Raw genomic sequence first — 16,948 nt, forward strand, 5'->3', positions numbered from 1 at the left:
GCGATCCATGGAACAAGGCAGCACCCTTCCAGACGACTTTGCCGACGCGGACGCCGACGTGCGCGCCGACGCCAGCCCGCGCTACCTGGCGCTGGCCCGCAGCCTGCGCGCCGAGATCGAATCGGGCACCTACCCCGTGGGCGGCAAGCTGCCGACCGAGATGGAACTGTGCAAGCAGTTCGGCGCCAGCCGCCACACGGTGCGCGCCGCCATCGAACGGCTGGTGCGGCTTGGCATGATCAAGCGCACGCCGCGCGTGGGCACCGTGGTCACGGCCGCGCGCGCCAAGCAGGGCTACGAACTGGCCGTGGGCCAGGTGGGCGACCTGCTCCAGTACGCGGCCACCACGCGCATGCGCGTGCTGTCGCGCGACCTGCGCGAGGTGGGCGACGACGCCGATCCCGTGCTGCACCCGTACCAGGGCCAGCTCTGGCTGGTGATCCGGGGCGTGCGCACCGGCGAGGATGCCGGGACGCCGATCTGCTACAACGAGGTCTGGGTCCACCCCGACTACCGCGGCGTGCGCGGCGCCGAGCAGGACATCGAGGCGTCGGTCTTCCACCTGATCGAGCAGCAGTTCAACGTCTCGGTCTCGCGCATCGAGCAGGTCATCCACGCGGCGGCGCTGCCCGCCGACATCGCCGCGCTGCTGGGCATGCCGGCCGGCGCTGCGGGCCTGTGGATCAACCGCCAGTACCGCGACACCGCCGGCAACCTGATCGAGATGGCGTGGTCGGTGCATCCGGCGGAGCGCTTCTCGTACCGGATGGTGCTCGACCGCACCTGGCGCAGCGGCCGCGCGCAGCAGGACGGCTGATCCACTGCGCGGCCGGCGTCATGCCAGCCGTCCGCCATGGACCGGCGCCCCGCCCTGCGGCATCGGCACGTTCAGGAATTCAGGCCGCCGCGGCCGCTTCCTGCAAGGCGGCCAGCACGTTGCGGGCCGCCCCCACGCCCATGTTCACGTAGGCCGCGTCGCTGACGCCGCCGATATGGGGCGAAAGAATCAGGTTCGGCACCTGCTGGAACGGGTGCGGCACGGGCATCGGCTCCACGGCAAAGCTGTCGAGCCCGGCCGCGTAGAGCTTGCCGCTGGTCAGCGCCTCGGCCAGCGCCGCCTCGTCGATCAGGCCGCCCCGCGCCGTGTTCACCAGGATCGCGCCGTCCTTGAACAGCGCCAGCGTGTCGCGGTTCAGCATGCCGCGGTTCTCGTCGGTCAGTGGGCAGTGCAGCGACACGACGTCCGACTGGCGGTACAGGTCGTGCAGGTCGTCCACCCGCGTCACGCCATCGGGCACCGTCTTCGCGTACGGATCGAACGCGATGACCCGCATGCCCAGCGCCACGCCAGTGACGGCCGCCCGCCGGCCGATCTCGCCCAGCCCCACCAGGCCCAGCGTGCGGCCGTTCAGCTCAATGGTCTTGTGGATCGACTTGTCCCAATGGCCGGCGCGCATGCGGTCGTTCAGGTGCGGCACCGCCTTGGCGCAGGCCAAGATCAGCGCCCAGGCGTGCTCGGCCACGGCGGCCGCGTTGGCCCCCACCGCCGCCCGGACCGCGATGCCGCGCGCGGCGGCGGCCTGCTGGTCGATCACGTCGATGCCGCTGCCGTGCTTCGAGATGACCTTCAGCGACGGCGCGGCGTCCATCACGGAGGCGCCGATCTTGCCGTAGCGGACGATGATCGCCACCGGGTCCGTGGCCCTGGCCAGCGCCACCACGGTGTCCTCGCTGCACTGCTTGCCGGCAAAGCTGACCTCGAAATCGTTCAGCAGCGCCAGCGCCTGCGGCGCCAGGTCGTTGCCGGTCACCAGCAGCGCGGGCTTTTTCACGGCGGTCACAGCGATTCCCCTTCGGCCAGCACGCCGGCGGCGCGCAGTTCCTTGTCCAGCCAGCCCGGACGCAGTTCGCCGGCCCGGATTGCCGCGATGCGCCTGGCCTCGATATCAACCTTCTTCTGCGCCAGTTCCAGAATGGCCGGCACGTCCTCGCGCGGAATGACCACCACGCCGTCGGCATCGCCGACGATCAGGTCGCCCGGGTTGACCGCCACGCCGGCCACGGCGGCCGGCCAGTTCACAAGCCCGCCGATGGCCTTGGTGGGCCCGCACGGGTTGGTGCCGGCCGAGAACACCGGGAACGGGCCGCTGGCCAGTTCGTGCGAATCGCGCACGGCGGCGTCGATCACGAAGCCGGCCACGCCAGACGCCTGCGCCTGCGTGGCCATGATTTCGCCGCACAGCGCGGCGGTCTGGTCGCCCTTGCCGTCCACGACGATCACGTCGCCGGGCTGGGCGATGGCCAGCGCGACGTGGAACATCAGGTTGTCGCCGGGCCGGACCTCGACGGTCAGCGCCGGGCCGCACACCTTCATCGCGGGCGACAGGCCCTGCACGCGGGCGTTCATCGTGCCACGGCGGCCGACCACGTCGGCCAGGATGGCGGCCTGGAATGTCGAGGCGCGCTCGACCAGTTCGGGCGACACGCGCGGATAGTCGCGACGGATCGCGGGGGACGCTTTGGCTTGGCTCATGTACGGCTCCAGGTAAGACGGAAATACGGGAATACGGAAATACGGGAATACGGGAATCGGGGGACCGGCGGGTCGGCGCCTACTTCGTGGCCGCGATCTTCCAGAGGCTTTCGAACTTGCCGCGCTGCGTGGCCATGTGCTGCGTCCACGCCGCGCCGGACAGATACGAGATACCGCGCGCCTCGTTGACGGCGCGGGCCAGGAACTCGGGGTCCTTTGTGGTGGCCTCGATGGCGTCCTGCAGGCGCTTGGCGATCTGCGGCGGCAGGCCGCGCGGGGCGGCAAAGCCGCGCTCGGACGAAATCGTGATGTCCAGCTTCTGCTCGCGGGCCGTCGGCACGTCGGCCACCAGGCCGGGGCGGCGCTCGGCGCCCAGCTGGGCCAGCACCTTCACGTCCTTCGACGCGCGGTCGGCCTCGGTGAACTCGGTCGTGCTCATCGCCATCAGGTCGATGTGGTGGCCCAGCAGGCTGGTCTTGGTCTGCGACGTGCCGGCAAACGGGATGTGGTTGACCTTGGCACCCGTGGCCTGCTGCAGCGCCAGCGCTGCCATGTGGCCGTTGGTGCCGATGCCGTTGCTGCCTATCGACAGACCCTCGGGGTTGGCCTTGAGCTGCTTCACGAGGTCGGCCATCGACGCCAGCTTGCTGTCGCCGGCCACCACGAACATGGCCGGATCGTCGATCACGCGCGCCAGCGGCACGATGGCGGCCGGGTCGTACTTCGGCTTGCGCTGGATGGGGATGGTCAGCAGCGACGGCGTGGACACGATGCCGATCGTGTAGCCGTCGGCCGCCGCGCGGGACAGCGCCGAGTAGGCGATCTCGCCCGACGCGCCCGGCTTGTTCACGACGACGATGCGCGCCTTGCCGCCCAGGTGCTTCTGCAGGAACGGCGTCATGGCCCGGGCCAGCAGGTCGGTGCCGCCGCCGGCGGCAAACCCGACGTAGACCTCGATGGGCCGGTCGTCCGGCCACGCGGCACGGGCCGGCGCGGCCGTCACGGCCAGCGCCGCCGCCAGGGCACACATCGAAAAGAACAGGGGTCGCACTGCACGCATGAGTTGTCTCCGTCTGACACGTTGTATTCTGTACAACGGCGTTTCATTAATATGCGACCACTATAGTCCGGTACGCTTCGCCTTCCGATTATCGTTAACCCGTGTACTGTGCAAAACCGCGTTGTACATCGTACAATCGCTAGCATGGCATCCGGGGGAAGGACACATGAGTAATCACGGCGTGGCAGCGGTCGAGAAGGCACTCGGGCTGCTGGACTGTTTCCGGCTCGGCGCGACAACCATGTCGCTGGCGCAACTGGCCACCGCATCGGGCATGCACAAGACCACGGTCTTCCGGCTGCTGAATTCGCTGGAACGGATGAGCTACGTGGTGCGCACGGCCGACAGCCGCTACGCGCTGGGCCCGCGCCTGCTCTACCTGGGCAAGCTCTACGAGCAGTCGTTCCAGCTCGGCACCGTGATCGAGCCGGTGCTGCAGGACCTGGCGCTGGCGACGAAGGAAAGCGCGTCGTACTACGTGCTGCACGGCGACGAGCAGCGCATGTGCCTGTATCGCGCGGAGCCCAGCGAGGGCCTGCGCGAGACGCGGCTGCCGGGCACCATCCTGCCGCTCGACGACACGGCCATCGGATCGGTGCTGAAGTACTGGGGAAAGGACGATGCCAGCGCGCGCCGCGAGGAACCGCTGCCGTGGTTCACCTCGGGCTTCCGGGACATCTACACCGCCGCGTTTGCCACCCCGCTGTTCGGCGCCGGCGACAAGTTCATGGCCGCGCTGACGCTCTCCGGCCCCGCGTCCAGGCTGGAGGCGGCCAACCGTGCAGACATCGCCCGCGTGCAGCTCGTGGCCGCCGCCAGGCTGTCACGCCGGCTGGGTGCGAGCGCGTTGTGGTGCGAGAAGGTCTACGGCGCGGCGGCGCGCGCATCGGACTGACCGGGCAGCCTGACGCGATGATCGGCACGTCCGCCCCGCCCGGAACGATAGTTGCAGCGCCAAGGTCCCGCCCACCCTATCGGAGACCGAAATGAGCATCTTCAAGGACATCCTGAACAAGCTGCTGCACCGCGGCCAGTCCGCCTCGGCGCAGACCACCGCTACGGCCACGCCCGGCGCCACGCCGGGCACCACGGCACCGGGCGCCAGCCCCGCCGCGCCGGCACCGGGTGCCACGCCCCCCGCTGGGAGTGCCCCGGCGCAGGGCCAGCAGCCGCTGTCGCAGGTGGACGTCGAGGCCGTCATGGACAAGGCCGCCAGCGAGGCCGGCCAGCCGTTGAACTGGCGCACGTCGATCGTCGACACGCTCAAGGCGCTGGGCATCGACAGCAGCCTGGAACACCGCAAGGCGCTGGCCAAGGAGCTGAACTACACCGGCGACACCAACGATTCGGCGGCCATGAACATGTGGCTCCACAAGCGCGTGATGCAGGAACTGGCGGCCAATGGCGGCAAGCTGCCGAAGGACCTGACCGACTGACTTTCTGACACCCGCCGTGCAAGATTGCACCGCAGCTTCTGCAATGCACGGCGGGCCGCCGCTCAGGCGCGGCGCGTGGGGGCCTGGCGTTCGCCCCCGGTGTCGCGCTTGCGCAGCGATCCGAACCGGTTGGCATAGAGCCACGTGAACTCGGCCCCCAGCAGGAAGATCTGCGCGGAGTAGTAGACCCACACCAGCACCACCACCAGCGACCCGGCCGCGCCGTAGCCGGTGGCCACGCCGGTCTTGCCGATGTACAGCCCGATCAGCAGCTTGCCCACCGTGAACATCACCGACGTGACCACGGCGCCAAGCCACACGTCGGGCCAGCGCACATCGGCGTGCGGCATGATCTTGTAGATCATCGCGAACACCACGGTCACCAGCCCGAAGCTCAGCGCCATGTCGATCAGGTGGCCGATGGCCTCGCCCTCGCCCAGCATCGGCGACCAGTACCGCCCGATGGCGGCCAGCGCGGCGCTGGCCACGAGCGACACGATCAGCAGGAAGCCGATGCCGAGGATCATGCCGAACGACAGCACCCGGGCGCGCAGCAGTTCCCAGATGCCCGACGGCTTCTTGCGCTCCGGCACGCGCCAGATGCGGTCCAGTGCGTCCTGCAATTCCGCGAACACCGTGGTGGCGCCCACCAGCAGCGTCACCATGCTCAGCAGCGCGGTCAGCGTGCCTTTTTCCGGCGAACTGAGCGATACCAGCATGCTTTCGATAGCCTTGGCACCTTCCTCGCCCACCATGCCGCCAATCTGGTCGACCACGGCGCCGCGCGCGGCCTCGGCGCCAAAGGCCAGCCCCGCCACCGAAATCACGATCAGCAGCAGCGGCGCCACCGAGAAGATCGTGTAGTACGCCAGCGCGGCGCCCATGCTGGGCGCGTAGTCGTCCAGCCAGGCGGAAAACGTGTCCTTGAGCAGGACCCAGAAAGTACCGAATGACCGTCCGGCCATGAGCTCGCGTTGCATCGTCGCCCTCCTTCGCTGGCGCTGCCTGTCTGAAGCCTAGTGGCCGATGCCGCGCACGGGTATCGGTCACGGTCTGACATGCGCCGCGCCGGGGGCGTACCGGCATGGCCATTGCATGTGCATTGCCACATCATCCACATGCCAGGAGCACGCCATGGCGACGATCTCGAAGGGCGACAAGGTCAAGTGGCAGACCTCGCAGGGCCAGACCGAAGGCACCGTCACGCGCAAGGTGACCGGCACCGCCAAGGCGGGCGGCCACGTGGCCAAGGCGTCGGCCAAGGACCCGCAGTACGAGGTGCGCAGCGCCAAGACCGGCAAGAAGGCGATCCACAAGGCCGGGGCGCTGAAGAAGGCGCGCTGACCGGCCCGCCGCCGGGCTACGACCAGCCACCGCCCAGCGCACGGAAGGCCGCTACCGCCGCGCGTGCGTTGTCGGCGCGCACGCGGGCCTGCTGGTCGCGGGCGGCCAGCAGTTGCCGGTCTTCCTCCAGCACCTCGAACAGGCTGACGGCGCCGCCCTTGTACGCCTCCTCGGACGCATTGCGCGCCCGCTCGTGCGCCGATACCTCCTTGTCGAGTTCCACCCGCTGGGCGTCGAGCTGCGTCAGCGTGACCAGCGCGTTCTCCACGTCCTCGGTGGCCTGCAGCATGGCCCGGCGATACCCGGCCAGCGCTTCCGCGTAGGCCCCGTTGGCGCCGGCCACCTCGGCGTCCACGCGGCCGAAATCGAACAGCCGCCAGCGCAGGCCGGCCGTGGCGGCGGGCTGGAATGCCTGCGCGGTGAACAGCTTGCCGGCCGACAGGCTTTCGAAGCCCAGCAGCGCCGACAGCGACAGCTTGGGGTAATACTCGGCCGTCGCCACGCCGATCCGCGCGTTCGACGCCGCCAGCCGGCGCTCGGCCGCGATCACGTCGGGGCGCCGTTGCAGCAGGTTGGCCGGCCCCTGCGCCAGCGCCACCTGCGGCACCGTCAGCGCCGCCGGCGCCTCGCGCAGTTCAGCGGCATAGGTGCCCGGCTGCGCGCCCATCAGCACGTCCAGCCGGTTCAGTTGCGTGTCCAGTTCGATCCGCAACGGCGGGATCGTGACGCGCGTCTGCGCCACGCGGGCTTCCGCCTGCGCCAGTTCGCGCTCGGCGCCAATGCCATCGGCCAGCCGCAGCCGCACCAGTTCCAGCAGCCGCTGGTCCGTCGTCTCCTGCTGCCGCGCGATGGCGATACGGTCCTGCGCGGCCCGCACGCGGAAGTACGCGTCGGCGGCTTCGGCGGCCACCAGGATCCGCACACCCACGTGGCTGGCCTGCGCGGCCTGCCACTCGGCATCGGCCGCCTCGGCGCCGCGCCGCAGCCCGCCCGCGAGGTCGATTTCCCACGTGGCCGCCGCGCCCACCGCGTAGAGCGTCTGCCCGCGCGTGTAGCCGGGCAGCGTGCTGCCGATCTTGCCAAGCGGGCTTTCCAGTGACTGGCGCTGCTTCGTGACGTCGCCGTAGGCACTGGCCTGCGGCAGCAGTTCGGCGCCAGCAAACCGGGCCGCCGCGCGCGCCTGCTCCACCCGCGCCAGCGACGCCGCCAGATCCAGGTTCTGATCCAGCGCGCGCTGGACGATCCGCGTGAGCTGCGGATCGGCAAACCCGTCCCACCAGGTATCGAGCGAGACCGGCGGCCGTGCCTCGTTGATCGCCGCCAGCGCGGCCGCGTGCGGGTAGACCTGCGGCATGGCCGTGGCGGGCGCCCGGTAGTCGGGGCCCACCGCGCACGCCGCCATGCCGAACATCGCGGCCAACGCCGCCGCCAGCGTTGTCGCGCGGCGCCCCCTGCCCTGTGTCTGCTCCGTCATTTCCGTTCCTTTCGTCAGATCGATGCAAAAAGTTAGTTGCATCTTGATAGCGACTAGCCTAGACTAACTTTCATATTGATAGCAACCAATTTCTTGCGGGAGACCGAGCGATGCAGAAAACCGCGCACAAGGACGGCGCCTGCCCGACGGCGCGGGCGATTGCACGGGTGGGCGACACGTGGTCGGTGCTGATCCTGCGCGAGGCGTTCTACGGCACCGCCCGCTTCGACGACTTCCAGAAGCGGCTCGGCATCGCGCCGAACATGCTGACCCGGCGGCTGAACAGCCTGGTCGACGAAGGATTGCTGGCGCGCCGCCCGTACTGCGCCCACCCGCCGCGCGACGAGTACGTGCTGACCGCCCGGGGCCGCGATTTCCGGCCCGTGCTGCTGACGCTGATGGACTGGGGCGACCGCCATTTCGCGGACCAGACCGGCACGGTGCGGCTGGTGGAGCGCCAGACCGGGCGCACCGTGCGCATCGCGCTGGTCGATGCCGATACGGGCCAGCGCATCACCGAGACCGACCACTACATCGCCGCCGGCGACGCCGCCAGCCCGGCCCTGCGCGCGCGGCTGGCACGTTCGGCCCCGCCCGGCACGCCGCCCGCATCGCATCCCACCCCTTCTTCATCCCCGACTTCCCGCGCCTGACAAAGGCGCGTTGCCGCTACGGAGCGTTTCCCATGACAAGCAGTACGACGACCGCCGACCGCGTGCCCGCAGGCGCCGCCACCCCCACGGCCCAGCCCGCCAGACCCGGCCGCAAGGCCCTGCTGATCCGCGCCGGCGCCGCGCTGGTGGTGCTGGCCGCGGCTGGCTATGGCTACCACTGGTGGACCGACGCGCGGTTCGTGCAGGAGACCGACGACGCCTACGTGGGCGGCGACGTCACGCTGATTGCCGCCAAGGTGCCCGGCTACCTGACCGAGGTGCGCGTGACCGACAACCAGGCCGTGCGCGCCGGCGACGTGCTGGCCCGCATCGACGACCGCGACTACCGCGCCGCGCTGGCCCGGGCCGAGGGCGCCGTGGCCGCGCAGCAGGCCCTGATCGCCAACCTGGATGCCCGCGCCCGGTTGCAGGACGCCGTGATCGCCGAGGCCCGCGCCGGCGTGACGGCCGCCGACGCCGAAACCCTGCGCGCCCGCGACGACCAGACGCGCTACGCCAGCCTGGTGGCCAAGTCGGCCGTGTCGATCCAGAGCGCGCAGAAGGCAGACGCCGATTTCAAGCAGTCGCTGGCCCACGGCCAGAAGGCCAAGGCCAGCGCGGAGGCCGCGCGCCGGCAGCTCGACGTGATCGCCACGCAGAAGCAGCAGGCCGAAGCCGCGCTGGCGCAGGCCGTGGCCGAGCGCGACATCGCACGGCTGAACCTGAGCTACACGGAACTGCGCGCGCCCGTGGACGGCACCGTCGGCAACCGCCGCGCGCGCGTGGGTGCCTATGCGGCCAGCGGCGGACAGTTGCTGTCGATCGTGCCGGCGCGCGGCCTCTGGGTCGATGCGAACTTCAAGGAAGGCCAGCTCGCGCATATGCAGCCCGGCATGCGCGCCACGATCGTGGCCGACGTGCTGCCCGGCAAGGTCTTCCACGGCCGCGTGGAAAGCCTGGCGCCGGCCACGGGCGCCCAGTTCAGCGTGCTGCCGCCCGAGAACGCCACCGGCAACTTCACCAAGATCGTCCAGCGCGTGCCGGTGCGGATCGTGCTCGACGATGCCGACGCGCGGCTGGGCGTGCTGCGGCCGGGCCTGTCGGTCGTGGCCGAGATCGACACCCACGCGGGCCGCACCGACACCGCTGACGTGGCCACCGCCGCACCGGGCAAGCCATGAGCACCGCCGTCGCTGCCGGACCCGGCGCCACCGTGCCCGCCCCGCCCGCGCTGCCTTCCCCCGCCGAACTGCCCATCGCCACGCGCGTGCTGGCGTTCGGCACGATGTGCGTGGGCATGTTCATCGCGCTGCTCGACATCCAGATCGTGTCCGCGTCGCTGCGCGACATCGGCGGCGGGCTGTCGGCGGGCACCGACGAGACGGTCTGGGTGCAGACCGCGTACCTGATCGCGGAGATCATCGTGATCCCGCTGTCGGGCTGGCTGGCGCGCGTGATGTCCACGCGCTGGCTGTTCTCGGCGTCCGCGGCCGGCTTCACGCTGACCAGCCTGCTGTGCGGCGTGGCGTGGAACATCGACAGCATGATCGCCTTTCGCGCGGCGCAGGGCTTTCTGGGCGGGTCGATGATCCCGATGGTCTTCACCACCGCGTTCGCGTTCTTCGCCGGGCGCCAGCGCGTGGCGGCGGCGGCCATCGTGGGCGGGCTGGCGTCGCTGGCGCCCACGCTGGGCCCCACCATCGGCGGCTGGATCACCGACAACTACTCGTGGCACTGGCTGTTCTTCATCAACCTCGTGCCGGGCATCTTCGTCACGGTCATGGTGCCGGTCCTGGTGAAGATCGACCAGCCCGACTGGTCGCTGCTCAAGGGCGCCGACTACCTGGGCATGCTGCTGCTGGCGCTGTCGCTGGGCTGCCTGGAATACACGCTGGAAGAAGGCCCGCGCTGGGACTGGTTCGGCGACCCGACCATCGTCGCCACCGCGTGGATCTCCGGCATCGCCGGGGCGGCGTTCCTGTGGCGCTCGCTGACGTACGCCAACCCCGTGGTGGACCTGCGCGCGCTGAAAGACCGCAATTTCGCGCTGGGCTGTTTCTTCTCGTTCGTCACCGGCATCGGCATCTTCGCCACCATCTACCTGACGCCGCTGTTCCTGGGCCAGGTGCGCGGCTACAGCGCGCTGCAGACCGGGCTGGCTATCTTCTCCACGGGCGTGTTCCAGGTGATGTCGATCCCGCTCTACTCGTATCTGGCCAACCGCGTGGACCTGCGCTGGCTGCTGATGGTGGGCCTGTCGATGTTCGCGCTGTCGATGTGGAGCTTTGCGCCGATCACGCATGACTGGGGCAGCACGGAGCTGCTGCTGCCGCAGGCGCTGCGCGGCATGGGCCAGCAGTTCGCGGTGGCGCCCACGGTCACGCTGACGCTGGGCGCGCTGCCGCCAGCGCGGCTGAAGCTGGCTTCCGGCCTGTTCAACCTGATGCGCAACCTGGGCGGCGCCATCGGCATCGCCGTGTGCGGGACGATCCTGAACGACCGCACGAACCTGCATTTCCTGCGGCTGGCCGAGCATCTGAACATCCGCAACGAGGCCATGGCCGAGTTCCTGGGCAACAGCACGGCCCACCTGTCGGCGCTGGGCAACGAGGTGACCGACGGCCACGCCGCCGCCGTGCGCCAGCTCTGGACGCTGGTCATGCGCGAGGCCCATACGCTGACCTATGCCGATGCGTTCCTGGTCATCCTGGTCTGCTTTGTCGTGGCCATCCCGCTGGTGCCGCTGATGCGCAGGATTGCCCCGCCCAAGGCGCCATCGGCCGATGCACACTGACCGGCGGCCCCCTACACTGTCGAAAACACCCATGGAGACGACATGACGACCCCCCCATCCCCAGCGAAGGTTGCCCTGGTCATCGGCGCGGGCGACGCCACGGGCGGCGCCATTGCGCGGCGCTTTGCGCGCGAGGGCTACATCGCCTGCGTCACGCGCCGATCGGCGGACAAGCTGCAGCCGCTGGTGGACCGCATCCGCGCCGATGGCGGCCAGGCGTTCGGCTACGCCAGCGATGCGCGGCAGGAAGACGCGGTGGCGCAGCTATTCGACCAGATCGAGGCCGAGCATGGCCCGGTGGAGGTGCTGGTCTTCAACATCGGCGCCAACGTGCCGTGCAGCATCCTGGAAGAGACGCCGCGCAAGTACTTCAAGATCTGGGAGATGGCCTGCTTTGGCGGCTTCCTGACCGCGCAGGCCGCCGCGCGCCGGATGGTGGCGCGGGGCCGGGGCACGATCCTGTTCACCGGGGCCACGGCCGCGCTGCGCGGCAGTGCCAACTTTGCCGCGTTTGCCGGCGCCAAGCACGCGCTGCGCGCGCTGGCGCAGAGCATGGCGCGCGAGCTGGGGCCGCGCAACATCCACGTGGCCCACGTGGTGGTGGACGGCGCCATCGACACCGCGTTCATCCGCGACACGTTCCCGGACCGCTACGCGCTCAAGGACCAGGACGGCATCCTGAACCCCGAGCACATCGCCGACAACTACTGGTATCTGCACACGCAGCCGCGCGACGCCTGGACGTTCGAGCTGGACCTGCGGCCGTACATGGAACGCTGGTAGCCCGCCGTCGCGCTTCACGCGCGCGGGTCGGCCGGCCACGGGGCCAGCGGCGCGGCGCGGCTGCTGCTGAACCGGCCGTCATCGACGCGGGGCTGCCACGTGGTGTCCAGCGCCGGGCGCGCGGGCGCCGGGGCGGGCATGGGCGTCGCCAGCAGATAGCGGCGGCTGGTTTCGAGGAACAACGTCGGGGCAACCACGGAAAGCGTCATGCCAGCACCTCGGAGCGATAAGGACGAGCGATAAGGACCAATGGCTTCGATGCTATCGCCTGCACGCCGCGCTGGCTGCTGTACGAGAGGCTCGGGCCACCCAGCCAGTCGCTTATCCGTCTCATCCGTTCGGATAGGGTGCCGACCCGACCGGGGCACCCTGGGCGCCCCGGAGTTCTACTACGCGGGCCTGACCTGCGCGATGACGACCAGGATCACGGCCGCGTTGCCGGGCTGCTGGCTCTGCGCGTAGACCGCGCGCGCGTGGCCGGCCTGGTCGCCCAGCACCTCGGCAAACAGTTCGGACGCCCCGTCGATCACGGCCGGCTGTTCCAGCATGCCGGGCGCGCTGGTCACGTAGCCTTCCACCCGCACGATGTGGTCCAGCCGCGCAAAGCCGCCCAGATGGGCGTCGATCTGCGCCAGCACGTTCAGCGCCGCCAACTGCGCGGCCTGCCTGCCCTGCTCCACGGTCAGGTCCTTGCCAACCTGGCCCTGCCAGACCACCTGCCCGTCGCGCAGCGGCAACTGGCCGGAGATGAACAGCAGGTCGCCGGCCTGGCTCACGGCGGTGTAGCGGCCCAGCGGCCGCGGCGGCGGGGGCAGGGTCAGGCCCAGCGCGGCCAGTTTCGATGCGACGGTCATGGTGACTCCGTGGAAGGTTGGGGTTGCGGATGACTATAGGCGCCGGGCCGCTGGCGAGGAACGGGCCGGCGGGAACATCGATTGATACGCCATGGAACAAATCGGCCGCCCGGCGGGCCATCGCATACACTGGCGGCCATCGCCCCTGCCTCCCCTGCCGCCCCGACCATGAAGCGCCAATTCGACGACCTCCAGCTTGGCAGCATCGAACTCTTCTGCCTGGCAGCCGAACTGGGCAGCTTCACGGCGGCCGCGGTGGCGGCGGGCGTGACGCCGGCGGCGGTCAGCCGCAGCGTGTCGCGGCTGGAGGAACGGCTGGCGGTCCGGCTGTTCGTGCGCACCACGCGCCAGATCCGGCTGACCGACGAGGGCCGCACCTACTTCGAGGAAACCCGCCAGGCGCTGGCGCAGCTGGTGGACGCCGAGCGGCAGATCAGCGGCCAGCACGCCACGCCGGCCGGCCGGCTGCGCATCAGCCTGCCCACGCCCTACGCGCACTACCGCGTGCTGCCTGTGCTGCCCGAATTCCGCGAGCGCTACCCGGACGTGGACATCGACGTCCACATCAGCAACCGCAACGTCGACTTTGCCGACGATACCTACGACCTCTCGGTGCGAGGCCGCGCGCCCGACGATTCCACGCTGATCGCCCGCAAGCTCGAAGACGCCGAGATGGTGGTGGTGGGCACGCCGGCCTACCTGAAGCGCCACGGCACGCCGGCCACGCTGGACGACCTGCTGGCCCACGCGTGCATCCAGTTCGAGCGGCCCAGCAGCGGGCGCCGCATTCCATGGACGTTCCGCCAGGACGGCGAGGACGTCGACGTGGTCACCACGGGCTCGTATGGCACGTCCGAGGACGCGCTGGGCGGCGCCACGCTGGCCCGCGCCGGCGCCGGGCTGTTCCAGACCTACCGCTTCGTCGTGGAGCAGGACCTGCGCGACGGCACGCTGGTCGAGGTGCTGCAGGCCTTTGGCGGCAGCACGCGGCCGTTCGTCCTGCTCTATCCGCACGCCCGCCACGTCTCGCGCCGCGTGCGCGCCTTCGTCGACTTCCTGGTCGAGAAGTTTTCCGCGTAGCTGACACGGCCGCGCGCCGGCCACTTGTTACCGGCGCGCACAAGTGTTTGTGCCGTGGTGCCGTTCAATCCCCCGCCCGCCTCACCTACATTTCCAGCCATCGACCACGACGGTTCGATTGGCAAGGACGCCAAGGTCATCCAGACAAACGAGGCACATCATGAGCACCACGCAAACCACCACCCCCACCACCACCCAGAAGGTCGCCATCGTCACGGGCGCCTCGCAAGGCATCGGCGCCGAGCTGGTCAAGGCATACCGCCAGCGCGGCTACCGCGTCGTGGCCACGGCCCGCGGCATCCAGCAGCCCGACGATGCGGACGTGCTGGCCGTGCCGGGCGACATCGCCGACCCGGAGACCGCGCGGCGCGTGGTCGGGCAGGCCATCGAGCGCTTTGGCCGCGTCGACGCGCTGGTCAACAACGCCGGCATCTTCATCGCCAAGCCGTTCACGGCCTACACGGCCGAGGACTACGCCGCCAAGACCGGCGTGAACCTGGCCGGCTTCTTCCACATCACGCAGCTTGCCATCGCGCAGATGGAAAAGCAGGGCAGCGGCCACGTGGTCAGCATCACCACGAGCCTCGTCGACCATGCCATCGACGGCGTGCCGTCGGTGCTGGCGTCGCTGACCAAGGGCGGCATCAACGCGGCCACCAAGTCGCTGGCCGTCGAGTACGCCAAGCGCGGCATCCGCGTCAACGCGGTGTCGCCCGGCATCATCAAGTCGCCGATGCACGCACCGGAAACCCACGCGGCGCTGGGCGCGCTCCACCCGATGGGCCGCATGGGCGAAATGAGCGATATCGCCGAGGCCGTGCTGTTCCTGGAATCGGCGCCGTTCGTGACCGGCGAGATCCTGCACGTCGACGGCGGCCAGAGCGCCGGCCACTGACCCACCGCGCCAGCCGGCAGGCCACCCCGGCCTGCCTGCCGACGGCCCGCCGCGCCCGGTGGGCCGTTGTCCTGTCTGGCGTCCGGACACGGGTAAACCCTTGGTCGCGCGGCGTGTGGGTGGAGGCCCGGTCTCCTAGACTGGAGGTTTTCCTCACCCGGAACCCCCCGACCATGGCCACGATAGAAGTGAAGGTGCCCCAGCTTTCCGAATCCGTCTCGGAAGCCACGCTGATCCAGTGGAAGAAAAAGCCCGGCGAGGCCGTGCAGCGCGACGAGATCCTGGTGGAGCTGGAAACCGACAAGGTGACGCTGGAGGTGCCTTGCCCCGACAACGGCGTGCTGGCCCAGATCGTCAAGCCCGACGGGGCCACGGTGCATGCCGACGAGGTGATTGCCGTGGTCGATACCGAAGGCAAGGCCGCGCCGGCCCCGGCGCCCAAGGCAGCGGCCCCCGCCCCGGCACCGGCCGCGTCCCAGGCTGCCCCGGCGCCCGCTCCCGCCGCCGCACCGGCACCGGTCGCCGGTGGCGCCAGCGCGTCGGCGCAGGCCGATTTCGACGTGATCGTGATCGGCTCCGGCCCGGGCGGCTACATCGCCGCCATCCGCGCCGCGCAGCTTGGCAAGACCGTGGCCTGCATCGAGGAATGGAAGGACGAGGCCGGCAAGCCGCGCCTGGGCGGCACCTGCCTGAACGTGGGCTGCATTCCCAGCAAGGCGCTGCTGGCGTCGTCCGAGCATTTCGAGCACGCCCAGCACGGCATGGCCGACCACGGGGTGCAGATCAAGGGCGTGACGCTGGACCTGCCGCAGATGATCCGGCGCAAGGCCGCCATCGTCGACAAGTTCACGGGCGGCGTGGAATTCCTGTTCCGCAAGAACAAGGTCACGTGGATCAAGGGCCATGGCAAGCTCAAGGGCCGGGGCGCGGACGGCGTGGTCACCGTCGAGGCCGGCGAAGCGGGCAATACCAAGCCCTACACGGCGCGCAACGTGATCATCGCCACGGGCTCCAAGGCGCGCCACCTGCCCGGCGTGCCGGTGGACAACAAGATCGTCTCCGACAACGAGGGCGCGTTGTCGTTCGACACCGTGCCCAAGCGGCTGGCCGTGATCGGCGCGGGCGTGATCGGGCTGGAGCTGGGCTCGGTCTGGCGCCGGCTGGGCGCCGAGGTGACGATCCTGGAAGCGCTGCCGACGTTCCTGGGCAGCGTCGACGAAGCCATCGCCAAGGAGGCGGCCAAGCTGTTCAAGAAGCAGGGGCTGACGATCCACCTGGGCGTCACCATCGGCGAGGTCAAGGCGAAGGCCAAGGGCGTCAGCATCGCCTACAAGGACAAGGACGGCGCCGAGCAGAAGCTCGAAGCCGACCGCCTGATCGTGTCGATCGGCCGCGTGCCGAACACCGACGACCTGGGCCTGGACGCCGTGGGCCTGGCCGCCGACGCGCGCGGCTTCATCCCCGTGGACGATCACTGCCGCACCACGGTGCCCGGCATCTACGCCATCGGCGATGTGGTGCGCGGCCCGATGCTGGCCCACAAGGCCGAGGACGAAGGCGTGATGGTGGCCGAGATCATCGACGGCCAGAAGCCGCACATCGACTACAACTGCATCCCGTGGGTGATCTACACCGAGCCCGAAATCGCGTGGGTGGGCAAGACCGAGGCCCAGCTCAAGGCCGAAGGCCGCGCGTACCGCACCGGCCAGTTCCCGATGCAGGCCAACGGCCGCGCAATGGGCATGGGCCGGCCGGACGGCTTCATCAAGATGATTGCCGACGCGCAGACCGACGAGCTGCTGGGCGTGCACATCATCTCGGCCAATGCCTCGGACCTGATCGCCGAGGGCGTGGCGGCGCTGGAGTTCAAGGCCGCGTCCGAGGACATCGGCATCATCAGCCATCCGCACCCGTCGCTGTCCGAGGTCATGCGCGAGGCCGCGCTGGCGGTGCAGAAGCGGGCGCTAAATATGTAGCGCTAGTCCAGCGCCGAGACAAAGCGCGTGCGGTATTCCGCCGGCTTCGGCAAAGACATCGAGCGG

Annotated in this window: 18 protein-coding genes; 11 read left to right on the forward strand and 7 right to left on the reverse strand. The window is 70.0% G+C overall.

Annotated features, from left to right (window positions below):
• The first annotated feature begins 7 nt into the window (after window positions 1-7).
• Window positions 8-817 (forward strand): GntR family transcriptional regulator, encoded by an 810-nt coding sequence (locus EHF44_RS18860; protein ID WP_124685273.1) that lies wholly within the window; start codon window positions 8-10, stop codon window positions 815-817.
• A 79-nt stretch (window positions 818-896) separates the two neighbouring features.
• On the opposite strand, the gene EHF44_RS18865 is transcribed toward EHF44_RS18860, so the two are convergent.
• The 3 genes from EHF44_RS18865 to EHF44_RS18875 all read right to left on the reverse strand — a co-directional run bounded on the left by EHF44_RS18865 (window position 897) and on the right by EHF44_RS18875 (window position 3,593).
• Entirely contained in the window at window positions 897-1,841 is a 945-nt protein-coding gene (locus EHF44_RS18865; protein ID WP_124685274.1) for a hydroxyacid dehydrogenase, read from the reverse strand.
• Window positions 1,838-2,533, reverse strand: a complete 696-nt coding sequence (locus tag EHF44_RS18870; protein WP_124685275.1) for an RraA family protein — start codon at window positions 2,531-2,533, stop codon at window positions 1,838-1,840. The genes EHF44_RS18865 and EHF44_RS18870 overlap by 4 nt, the downstream gene beginning before the upstream one ends.
• A gap of 79 nt (window positions 2,534-2,612) precedes the next feature.
• Window positions 2,613-3,593 carry a tripartite tricarboxylate transporter substrate binding protein gene (locus tag EHF44_RS18875; RefSeq protein ID WP_124685276.1) on the reverse strand — a complete coding sequence of 327 codons (981 nt, stop codon included), beginning with the start codon at window positions 3,591-3,593 and terminating at the stop codon, window positions 2,613-2,615.
• A 166-nt stretch (window positions 3,594-3,759) separates the two neighbouring features.
• Here EHF44_RS18875 and EHF44_RS18880 point away from each other — a divergent pair, with 166 nt between their 5' ends.
• Together EHF44_RS18880 and EHF44_RS18885 are read left to right on the forward strand one after the other, a co-directional pair.
• Complete coding sequence (locus EHF44_RS18880; protein WP_124685277.1) at window positions 3,760-4,488, forward strand: IclR family transcriptional regulator; 729 nt, start codon at window positions 3,760-3,762, stop codon at window positions 4,486-4,488.
• 91 nt (window positions 4,489-4,579) lie between these two features.
• Window positions 4,580-5,029 carry a DUF3597 domain-containing protein gene (locus tag EHF44_RS18885; protein WP_124685278.1) on the forward strand — a complete coding sequence of 150 codons (450 nt, stop codon included), beginning with the start codon at window positions 4,580-4,582 and terminating at the stop codon, window positions 5,027-5,029.
• A 62-nt stretch (window positions 5,030-5,091) separates the two neighbouring features.
• On the opposite strand, the gene EHF44_RS18890 is transcribed toward EHF44_RS18885, so the two are convergent.
• Window positions 5,092-6,009, reverse strand: coding sequence for a YihY/virulence factor BrkB family protein (locus EHF44_RS18890; RefSeq protein ID WP_409559002.1), 918 nt, complete (start codon window positions 6,007-6,009; stop codon window positions 5,092-5,094).
• A 154-nt stretch (window positions 6,010-6,163) separates the two neighbouring features.
• Between EHF44_RS18890 and EHF44_RS18895 the strand changes: the two genes are divergently transcribed.
• Window positions 6,164-6,373: a DUF2945 domain-containing protein gene (locus tag EHF44_RS18895; protein ID WP_124685279.1), complete on the forward strand. Its 210-nt coding sequence runs from the start codon at window positions 6,164-6,166 to the stop codon at window positions 6,371-6,373.
• A 16-nt stretch (window positions 6,374-6,389) separates the two neighbouring features.
• On the opposite strand, the gene EHF44_RS18900 is transcribed toward EHF44_RS18895, so the two are convergent.
• Window positions 6,390-7,847, reverse strand: coding sequence for an efflux transporter outer membrane subunit (locus EHF44_RS18900; protein WP_124685280.1), 1,458 nt, complete (start codon window positions 7,845-7,847; stop codon window positions 6,390-6,392).
• A 110-nt stretch (window positions 7,848-7,957) separates the two neighbouring features.
• On the opposite strand from EHF44_RS18900, the gene EHF44_RS18905 reads away from it, so the two are divergent.
• From EHF44_RS18905 to EHF44_RS18920, 4 genes are read left to right on the forward strand one after another with little or no spacing between them, the layout of a single operon-like run.
• The gene (locus EHF44_RS18905; RefSeq protein WP_124685281.1) at window positions 7,958-8,500 is read left to right on the forward strand and encodes a winged helix-turn-helix transcriptional regulator; all 543 of its coding nucleotides are present in this window, start codon (window positions 7,958-7,960) and stop codon (window positions 8,498-8,500) included.
• Window positions 8,501-8,532: 32 nt separating this feature from the next.
• Complete coding sequence (locus EHF44_RS18910; protein ID WP_124685282.1) at window positions 8,533-9,681, forward strand: HlyD family secretion protein; 1,149 nt, start codon at window positions 8,533-8,535, stop codon at window positions 9,679-9,681.
• Window positions 9,678-11,294 (forward strand): DHA2 family efflux MFS transporter permease subunit, encoded by a 1,617-nt coding sequence (locus tag EHF44_RS18915; RefSeq protein ID WP_124685283.1) that lies wholly within the window; start codon window positions 9,678-9,680, stop codon window positions 11,292-11,294. Before EHF44_RS18910 ends, EHF44_RS18915 begins: the two co-directional genes overlap by 4 nt.
• Before the next feature lie 42 nt (window positions 11,295-11,336).
• Window positions 11,337-12,077 (forward strand): SDR family oxidoreductase, encoded by a 741-nt coding sequence (locus EHF44_RS18920; RefSeq protein ID WP_124685284.1) that lies wholly within the window; start codon window positions 11,337-11,339, stop codon window positions 12,075-12,077.
• A gap of 14 nt (window positions 12,078-12,091) precedes the next feature.
• Here the strand turns inward: EHF44_RS18920 and EHF44_RS18925 are convergent, their stop codons facing one another.
• Both EHF44_RS18925 and EHF44_RS18930 read right to left on the reverse strand, forming a co-directional pair.
• Window positions 12,092-12,286: a hypothetical protein gene (locus EHF44_RS18925; protein ID WP_124685285.1), complete on the reverse strand. Its 195-nt coding sequence runs from the start codon at window positions 12,284-12,286 to the stop codon at window positions 12,092-12,094.
• A 180-nt stretch (window positions 12,287-12,466) separates the two neighbouring features.
• Window positions 12,467-12,931 (reverse strand): RidA family protein, encoded by a 465-nt coding sequence (locus EHF44_RS18930; protein WP_124685286.1) that lies wholly within the window; start codon window positions 12,929-12,931, stop codon window positions 12,467-12,469.
• Window positions 12,932-13,099: 168 nt separating this feature from the next.
• Here EHF44_RS18930 and EHF44_RS18935 point away from each other — a divergent pair, with 168 nt between their 5' ends.
• The 3 genes from EHF44_RS18935 (at window position 13,100) to lpdA (ending at window position 16,882) form a co-directional block, all read left to right on the forward strand.
• The gene (locus tag EHF44_RS18935) at window positions 13,100-14,011 is read left to right on the forward strand and encodes a LysR family transcriptional regulator (protein ID WP_124685287.1); all 912 of its coding nucleotides are present in this window, start codon (window positions 13,100-13,102) and stop codon (window positions 14,009-14,011) included.
• A 160-nt stretch (window positions 14,012-14,171) separates the two neighbouring features.
• Entirely contained in the window at window positions 14,172-14,906 is a 735-nt protein-coding gene (locus EHF44_RS18940) for an SDR family NAD(P)-dependent oxidoreductase (protein WP_124685288.1), read from the forward strand.
• Between the two features lie 173 nt (window positions 14,907-15,079).
• Window positions 15,080-16,882 carry a dihydrolipoyl dehydrogenase gene (gene lpdA / locus EHF44_RS18945; RefSeq protein WP_124685289.1) on the forward strand — a complete coding sequence of 601 codons (1,803 nt, stop codon included), beginning with the start codon at window positions 15,080-15,082 and terminating at the stop codon, window positions 16,880-16,882.
• Window positions 16,883-16,948: the final 66 nt, after the last annotated feature.

The organism is Cupriavidus pauculus (genome assembly GCF_003854935.1).
Taxonomy (GTDB): domain Bacteria; phylum Pseudomonadota; class Gammaproteobacteria; order Burkholderiales; family Burkholderiaceae; genus Cupriavidus; species Cupriavidus pauculus_C.

Excerpts from the sequence above, each read along its gene's own strand:
- EHF44_RS18860 (WP_124685273.1), top strand. The coding sequence starts at position 8 with ATGGAACAAGGCAGCACCCTTCCAGACGACTTTGCCGACGCGGACGCC.
- EHF44_RS18870 (WP_124685275.1), bottom strand. The coding sequence starts at position 2,533 with ATGAGCCAAGCCAAAGCGTCCCCCGCGATCCGTCGCGACTATCCGCGC.
- EHF44_RS18875 (WP_124685276.1), bottom strand. The coding sequence starts at position 3,593 with ATGCGTGCAGTGCGACCCCTGTTCTTTTCGATGTGTGCCCTGGCGGCG.
- EHF44_RS18880 (WP_124685277.1), top strand. The coding sequence starts at position 3,760 with ATGAGTAATCACGGCGTGGCAGCGGTCGAGAAGGCACTCGGGCTGCTG.
- EHF44_RS18885 (WP_124685278.1), top strand. The coding sequence starts at position 4,580 with ATGAGCATCTTCAAGGACATCCTGAACAAGCTGCTGCACCGCGGCCAG.
- EHF44_RS18890 (WP_409559002.1), bottom strand. The coding sequence starts at position 6,009 with ATGCAACGCGAGCTCATGGCCGGACGGTCATTCGGTACTTTCTGGGTC.
- EHF44_RS18895 (WP_124685279.1), top strand. The coding sequence starts at position 6,164 with ATGGCGACGATCTCGAAGGGCGACAAGGTCAAGTGGCAGACCTCGCAG.
- EHF44_RS18900 (WP_124685280.1), bottom strand. The coding sequence starts at position 7,847 with ATGACGGAGCAGACACAGGGCAGGGGGCGCCGCGCGACAACGCTGGCG.
- EHF44_RS18905 (WP_124685281.1), top strand. The coding sequence starts at position 7,958 with ATGCAGAAAACCGCGCACAAGGACGGCGCCTGCCCGACGGCGCGGGCG.
- EHF44_RS18910 (WP_124685282.1), top strand. The coding sequence starts at position 8,533 with ATGACAAGCAGTACGACGACCGCCGACCGCGTGCCCGCAGGCGCCGCC.
- EHF44_RS18915 (WP_124685283.1), top strand. The coding sequence starts at position 9,678 with ATGAGCACCGCCGTCGCTGCCGGACCCGGCGCCACCGTGCCCGCCCCG.
- EHF44_RS18920 (WP_124685284.1), top strand. The coding sequence starts at position 11,337 with ATGACGACCCCCCCATCCCCAGCGAAGGTTGCCCTGGTCATCGGCGCG.
- EHF44_RS18925 (WP_124685285.1), bottom strand. The coding sequence starts at position 12,286 with ATGACGCTTTCCGTGGTTGCCCCGACGTTGTTCCTCGAAACCAGCCGC.
- EHF44_RS18930 (WP_124685286.1), bottom strand. The coding sequence starts at position 12,931 with ATGACCGTCGCATCGAAACTGGCCGCGCTGGGCCTGACCCTGCCCCCG.
- EHF44_RS18935 (WP_124685287.1), top strand. The coding sequence starts at position 13,100 with ATGAAGCGCCAATTCGACGACCTCCAGCTTGGCAGCATCGAACTCTTC.
- EHF44_RS18940 (WP_124685288.1), top strand. The coding sequence starts at position 14,172 with ATGAGCACCACGCAAACCACCACCCCCACCACCACCCAGAAGGTCGCC.
- lpdA (WP_124685289.1), top strand. The coding sequence starts at position 15,080 with ATGGCCACGATAGAAGTGAAGGTGCCCCAGCTTTCCGAATCCGTCTCG.